Source organism: Nostoc sp. UIC 10630, assembly GCF_010747425.1.
Classification (GTDB): Bacteria; Cyanobacteriota; Cyanobacteriia; order Cyanobacteriales; family Nostocaceae; genus Nostoc.
This window is the reverse complement of sequence record NZ_JAAGOG010000315.1, coordinates 1-6,632: the sequence shown is the minus strand read 5'-3', so window position 1 is coordinate 6,632 and position 6,632 is coordinate 1. Positions and strand designations below refer to the sequence as shown.

Genomic DNA, 6,632 nt, shown 5'->3' with positions numbered 1-6,632 from the left:
GGATTAGGGATTAGCGATTGAAAATCAGAAGTATCTCCTAGAGAATGAGTCCGCAGTACCAAGTACCAAGTACCCAGTCCCCAGTCCCCCTAGTTCCCAGTACCCAGTACCCAGTCCCCAGTCCCCAATAGCCTTTATGAATCCAGCGAATACTTCATGACAATGTTGACTGTTGTATTTTTATTTACAACAAAACTGGCATCACGAAACTTTGGTGTACCCGTTTGTATAGACACAGTTGGGTTTTTGGAAATTCCAAAACCTTCTGTGGGAATACCAAAAAAGTCTTTATTGAGTTTGCGATCGCCATTTTGATCGTCAACAACGGCGACAGCATAAGTTCCAGGCTTCAAACCGGAGAAATCTTTTTTAACAGAATTGCCAGTAATCTTAGCGCAGCCACTTTGAGATCCCTTAGAATTACTCATTGGAAATCCTTGTTCAGTTGCATAAACTCGGAAGCAAATCTCACCTTTTTTGTGTTGTATGCCATTCACTACAACACTTAATGTTGTAGTTGGTTCTGCATTCACTGTTTTAGCAAAGCTGATGCTCATTAAAGTAGCAAGTAAAACATGAGATAAATGAGATAGTTTCAGCATAGTTTTGTAGTGAAAAATAGGTGATTTTGTGGCTAAAAAAAACTGTACTTACCAGCTTTTATTTTTAAGCTGGTTTGTGAAATGAATGATTTGATCTTTTTTGATTGATGCTGTCTGCCAACTTTTCCAAAATACTTGTAGCACTCTTAGTAAATCTTTCAGCAAAAGATATTCTGCCCCTTTTAACTGCTGATGTAGGCTTCTATAACAACAAAGCTGCTCATTAAAACTTAGGGGACTACGCCATATAGAGAGTAGATACTCCCAGATTATTCTCCAATGTGGCAATAAAATTTGTCCTTTCTTTGCTGAATCAAACCACACTGCATAAGCATAGAAATCAGGTAGCATACTCAATGAGGTTTTTTTAGTGTTGTTAGCAAACAACAAATAATTAGGGAAATACATACTCATTGATTGTTGCGGATGGCTTCTCGCAAAAAACAGGTATTCAGGGATTTCATAAAACCTGCCAAGAATACCAAGTCTTAACAAGAGAATTCCATCTGCATTACCGTAACCACCCATAGGCGGTATCATTTTCAGGGCACTAGTGCGAATTACTCCGTAACATTGATAACATAAATGTTTCGTCAGTAACTCATGAAAACGCTCGTGTGCTTTTAGTGCATCTGCCTTAAGTTTTATCTCGTAATTTTGGAGAAAATTACCCTGTTCATCAATGAAATATGTCTGGGAGTGACACAAGACTATGCTAGGGTCTTGGTCAAGTACCTCAACACACTTCTTGATAAAATCTGGAGCATGTAGATCATCATAAGCTGCCCATTTAAAGTACTCACCCGAAGACAATTTAAAGACGCGATTGAAGTTACGAGCGCAACCGATATTCTTGTCATTGCGGTAGTAACAGATACGTTGGTCTTTGTCGGCATAAGCTCTACAAATTTCCTCAGTTTTATCTGTAGATGCATTATCTGAAATAATTAGCTCAAAATCTTCAAAAGTTTGAGCCAAGAGTGAATCTATGGCTTCTTTGATAAATTTTTCGCCATTGTATACAGGTAATCCGATGCTCAATCGTGGCTGATTGCTACTCATAACAAGTATTCGGAAAATCTGTGGATTATTTTATGCTCAATTGCAGATAATTGTTAGGCAGATGCAACGTAGGAATTGAGAATTCAGAAGCCAGAAGTCAGAATCCAGAATAATTTGATACTTAAGCTTAATTTTAATAAAATCAATCAACCGTGCTATTGCCTATTGATTTTATAATTATCCTGAATTATGACTCCTGAATTCTTAAAATCTGTTGACTATTTAATCAAGCTTTGAATATCTGTTTTTTGCAGCCATTCATGTGTTCGCTGCATTCCTTCTTCTAGGTCAATTTTCGGTTTATAATTCAACAGGCTTTGTGCTTTGACAATAGAACAAGCATAAGGACGAGTCATAAAATCTATAGACTCTGGTAGGATATCAACTTTTTTTCGAAAAAGTTTTTGTCCTTGAACACGTAGTTTTAGAAACAACTTGATTTCATCTTTCGGTAATGAAAGGGGTGCTGATAAACCTTCCATTGCTGCTAAACGCATAAAATACTCTTTCCACGAAGTTTCTTGTCCGTCGGTGATATTAAATATTTCACCGTAGGTTTCTTTTTCTATCGCTAGAAAGATGCCATCAATCAGATTATCTATGTATACATGATTGATTACTCCTTTGCCATCATTTGCACAGGCAAATAATTTTTGACGCATCATCAGAACCGGTCTGACTATCCAGGGTATACTTCCTGGGCCATAAACATCTCCGGCTCGAATAACGATGATGCCAAAATCTGGAGAATTATTCAGTTCTAAAACTGCTGTTTCTGCTTCTATTTTTGTTTCACAGTAAGGATTATTTTCGCCCGAAAGTGGCCCGGATTCTGTAACACCATTGGGATAGTTGAAACCGTAAACCATTACACTAGAAAGATGCACAAATGTTTTGACACCAGCCTGTTTAGCGGCTTTAGCCATGTTGACAGTACCGCCAACATTGACATCACGAAAATTCTTAATTGCGCCAGCTTCTTCGGCAAGTTGCTCTGTATGTAAAACGATATCTACTCCCTGACAAGCCTTTTGAGCAATAGTAGAATCGGTGATACTACCAATAATTATCTCAACACCTAAATTCTGTAATTGTTTGTTTTGTTCTGTAGAACTTTTCAGTCCACGAACCTTCATTCCTTGTGCTATGGCTAACTCGGCTGTACGCAAACCGACAAATTCATCAATTCCCGTAATTAGCAAGGTTTTGTCTTTGAGGTTCATAAAATCGAAATTATTGTTAAATGAGTGAATTTGAGTTGTTAGATAAAAAGCTGAAAATTTATACCAAATTTAAATTCCGGTAAAGACTTTTAATCTAAAATTGGTATAAAGAAGAATTTTTCTGTGGAGAGCCTGAACCAACGCTTAATTATTAGTCTATATCATGGCAAAATAATTTGATTATTTTGATGCACCAAATAGCTAAAAAATATCTCCCGGATCTGCGGAGCGGAGTTTGTTGATAGCAAGCGCTCCTGATGTTATACACATTAGAACTGTTGAAGTTAAGACAATCACTGCATTATTAGTAGTCATAACTATTGGTAGTTTAGTTGCTTCTGCGGCAAAACTATATAACAATACAGAAGTAATGAATCCTGGGATATAACCTAAGATTGCCAAAATCAAAGCTTGCTGAAATACCACATTCAATAAATAGCTATTGGCATAACCTATGGCTTTCAACGTGGCGTAAGCAACGAACTGAGTTGCAATATTGCTGTAAAGAATTTGATAAACAATAACTACTCCAACAACCGCAGCCATTGTCAACATCAAGTTAAGAATAAAACCAATAGGTGTTCTGACAGCCCAGTATTGTTTCTCAAAATCAATAAAGCCTTGGCGTGTAAAAACTTGGACATCATTAGGCAAATTTGCTCGTAAATTTTTCAGTACGTTTTCGGCATTAGTACCAGGTTTGAGGGAAATCAAACCGATATCTATCATATCTGCCGGACGAGTATTGGGATTTATCCTCAAAAAAGTTGAGTCACTAACAAGTAAATTTCCGTCTACCCCAAACGAAGGGCCTAATGTGAATAAACCACCTATTCTCACTCTATAGCCAATTAATGAACTATAGGGAAATATTTCAATTGTCTGTGCAGTCTCTCCCGCATTAAATTTTTCAGCTATTGGGCCAAACTCTGGGCGAGAACCACGGTCAAAAAGCACAACATCAGGAATTTTGAGTTTATCTAAATTTTTCTCAACTTCTGGGAGATTCATTACCGGTCTACCTGGATCGAAACCAATAACATATATTGAATATTTCTCACTAGTAGCCGGATTTTTTAGTTTGGCAAATTGCAAATACATGGGGCTAACTGACTCTACGCCATCAAACCCCAGGGATTGGTACAAACGAGTGCGTGAAAAACTTTGATTTGAGGTCAAAGATTTATATTGCGAACTCACTAAAAATAAATCTCCTTTGAGATTCTGATGCACAGCAGTTGCACTGGAATAAAGAGCATCTTGAAAACCAAGTTGCACAAACATTAGCAGCACAATAAAACCAATCCCGGCTACAGCTACTAGTAAACGAACTTTTTGCTGCGCTAACTGTAGCCATCCTAAAGGAATTTTGAAATTCATGGATTTATTTATCATTTGTCATTTGTCATTTGTCATTTGTCATTTGTGAATGACCAATGCCCTATGCCCCATGCCCTATGACTAAATATGAATGGCGACATCCACTTGTAAGTTAGTTAAACGAGCGACCTTTTCACTATCTGCGGGATTATCGATGGAGATTTTCACTTCAATTATTCTGCGGTCTGTATCTGAACCAGGGTTGATGCTGAAGATGTTTTGCTTGTCAACTTGCCAACCAATCTCTTTTACAGTTCCTTTTATTGTTCCAGTAAATGCAGTGCTGGTAATTGTGGCTTTTTGTCCTACACGCACTTTTTGAACATCGGTTTGATACACCTCTGCAATCACATACATTTGAGATGTCTTACCTATTTCAGCAAATCCTCTACTGGTGCTGATAACTTCTCCGGTTTTGGCGTGAATTTTCAAAATTTTGCCATTTATGGGAGATTTGATGTAACTTAAATCCAAGTCGGCTTTTGCTTGTTGAACAGAAGTTGTGGCACTGTTGACTTCGGTTTGCGCGACTTGAACATCTACACTACGCACTTCGCTAATACTGGTGAGTTGTGCTTGTGCTTGCTTTTTCTGTTCTTGAAATGTGTCTTGAGTGCGTTTGAGGGTGGCTTGGGCTTCTGATAACTGCTGTTGTGTGGTCTTGAGTTGCAAAGCTTTGGTATCTGCTACGGAAGCAGCGATCGCACCTTGTTTATATAATTGCTGATAGCGATTGTTCTCAGCTTGAGCATTATCTACCTCAGCCTGAATGCGGGCGATTGTCGCCTCTTGAGTAGCAACATCCCCTTTATATTGTGGTTCTAAACGTGCGATCGCTGCCTTTTGAGCATCGATATCTCCGGTTTTAGCTCCAGATTTAACCTGCGCTAATTTAGCTTTGGCAACTTGCAGTTGGTCTAAAGCTTGTTGCAATGCGGTTCTAGAACGACCATAATTTTCTAAATAAGCCAGTAATTGCCCTGCTTTAACCGCCTCTCCTTCTTTCACCAACAGTCTATCTACTCTCACCCCATTATTAGAAGCAGGAGCAGTCAAAGAAGTAACTTCGCCTTCTGGCTCCAAACGTCCCAAAGCGGTTACAGCAACTTTTACAGGCGTGGCAGCTTTGGGAGGATTCGCTGCTGGTGTCACAACTTTAGGTTTAGACCAAAATGGTACCAAACTATAAAAAGCTATTAATCCGGCTGCTAAAGTTAGAGAAGCTGCTAAAATTAATTGCGATCTACCTACGGGTTTTGTAAATAATCGGTTTTCTTTATTTACTGCCATCTTTTCATTCCAATTCTGCTTTTTTAGGGGATAGCCTGGTTATATTTAGTCCATTAGAATAGACTCATCCACAAATTACTTAGAGGGCTTTTCCTCCAAGGTTTCTACCTTAATCAAGTGGATGTATCTAAAGTGGTTTTATATGAATTGTTGTACGCTTTTACCGCCCAAAATTACTATTGTGGCGTGAAAATTAATGGTGGTGTTACTTCAAAGCTTCCTAAGTTATATCCTAATTTGACATCTAATCCAGTAGCTTAAAATACAATAGCGCTAACCAGAAAACTTAACTCTCAAGAACAAGGAAGCGCCAATAAAAATGAAATCAAAACTTGGATAAACTTGTTATTAACTATGGCGTAGAAATTGATTTTTGTCAACCGATTGACTTTGCATAAGTCCTGATTCTCTCACTAAAATATTTGTTCACAGTCAGATTAAATTCTGAAAAAATGTATTCATCACTAATCTCTTATCTGCTAATTGAATACCAACAGATAGTTAGTGATTAAGTAGATTTGATATTACTAACAGATTCTTGTTAACAGGGTTGTGTAGTATAAGACATTATTATTGGTTTGACTCATAGTAATTAAAGGGCGCTTAGAAACCTCACCTACACAAGACTTTACCCACCTCCGTGGGTTTTAAATACCCAATTTTTATTAGGAGTGGTCTACCCTGCAGGAACGCCAAGAGTGGAATGTTTGTGTAGCCGCGTACTCCTACGGTGAAGCAAGCAAGCTACATACAGTGTGGCGTAGGCATCCCATTCGCTCTGGTTTTCTAACCGCCTTTTTAACTAATGCAATCATGATTATGTTTATCAAGCAACATAGTAAAAATTAATATTTGCTTTATAAATAACCACTTTAATTTTTAACTTGACTTATATTGAAAAATAACCAGAAATTTTGACTAAATTATGATGTTTCTCTGAGAAAACATACTTATGGTTATCCAATTTATCTATGTATTTCTTGAATTGTTACTTAGTAGACAACAGATTTGCATTGTTAACTTAATTCACAGAAAACTTCTATCTAACCCGTAGACAACAAAATCTCTAACACAT

The 6,632-nt window shown here is 37.6% G+C and carries 5 protein-coding genes; all 5 read right to left on the bottom strand.

What is annotated here, in order from left to right; genetic code table 11:
• Positions 1 to 134 precede the first annotated feature (134 nt).
• On the bottom strand, positions 135 to 602 hold the full coding sequence (locus tag G1O98_RS36075; protein WP_163938963.1) for a DUF2141 domain-containing protein: 468 nt from the start codon (positions 600 to 602) through the stop codon (positions 135 to 137).
• A 48-nt stretch (positions 603 to 650) separates the two neighbouring features.
• Positions 651 to 1,664 carry a glycosyltransferase family 2 protein gene (locus G1O98_RS36070; RefSeq protein ID WP_163938961.1) on the bottom strand — a complete coding sequence of 338 codons (1,014 nt, stop codon included), beginning with the start codon at positions 1,662 to 1,664 and terminating at the stop codon, positions 651 to 653.
• A gap of 218 nt (positions 1,665 to 1,882) precedes the next feature.
• Complete coding sequence (locus G1O98_RS36065) at positions 1,883 to 2,887, bottom strand: NAD(P)-dependent oxidoreductase (RefSeq protein ID WP_163938959.1); 1,005 nt, start codon at positions 2,885 to 2,887, stop codon at positions 1,883 to 1,885.
• 201 nt (positions 2,888 to 3,088) lie between these two features.
• Positions 3,089 to 4,267 (bottom strand): ABC transporter permease DevC, encoded by a 1,179-nt coding sequence (gene devC, locus G1O98_RS36060; RefSeq protein WP_163938965.1) that lies wholly within the window; start codon positions 4,265 to 4,267, stop codon positions 3,089 to 3,091.
• 81 nt (positions 4,268 to 4,348) lie between these two features.
• The gene (locus tag G1O98_RS36055) at positions 4,349 to 5,557 is read right to left on the bottom strand and encodes an ABC exporter membrane fusion protein (RefSeq protein WP_163938957.1); all 1,209 of its coding nucleotides are present in this window, start codon (positions 5,555 to 5,557) and stop codon (positions 4,349 to 4,351) included.
• Positions 5,558 to 6,632: the final 1,075 nt, after the last annotated feature.

What these genes read in the sequence shown, in the direction of transcription:
- G1O98_RS36075 (WP_163938963.1), bottom strand. Translation starts at nt 602, where the DNA reads ATGCTGAAACTATCTCATTTATCTCATGTTTTACTTGCTACTTTAATG.
- G1O98_RS36070 (WP_163938961.1), bottom strand. Translation starts at nt 1,664, where the DNA reads ATGAGTAGCAATCAGCCACGATTGAGCATCGGATTACCTGTATACAAT.
- G1O98_RS36065 (WP_163938959.1), bottom strand. Translation starts at nt 2,887, where the DNA reads ATGAACCTCAAAGACAAAACCTTGCTAATTACGGGAATTGATGAATTT.
- devC (WP_163938965.1), bottom strand. Translation starts at nt 4,267, where the DNA reads ATGAATTTCAAAATTCCTTTAGGATGGCTACAGTTAGCGCAGCAAAAA.
- G1O98_RS36055 (WP_163938957.1), bottom strand. Translation starts at nt 5,557, where the DNA reads ATGGCAGTAAATAAAGAAAACCGATTATTTACAAAACCCGTAGGTAGA.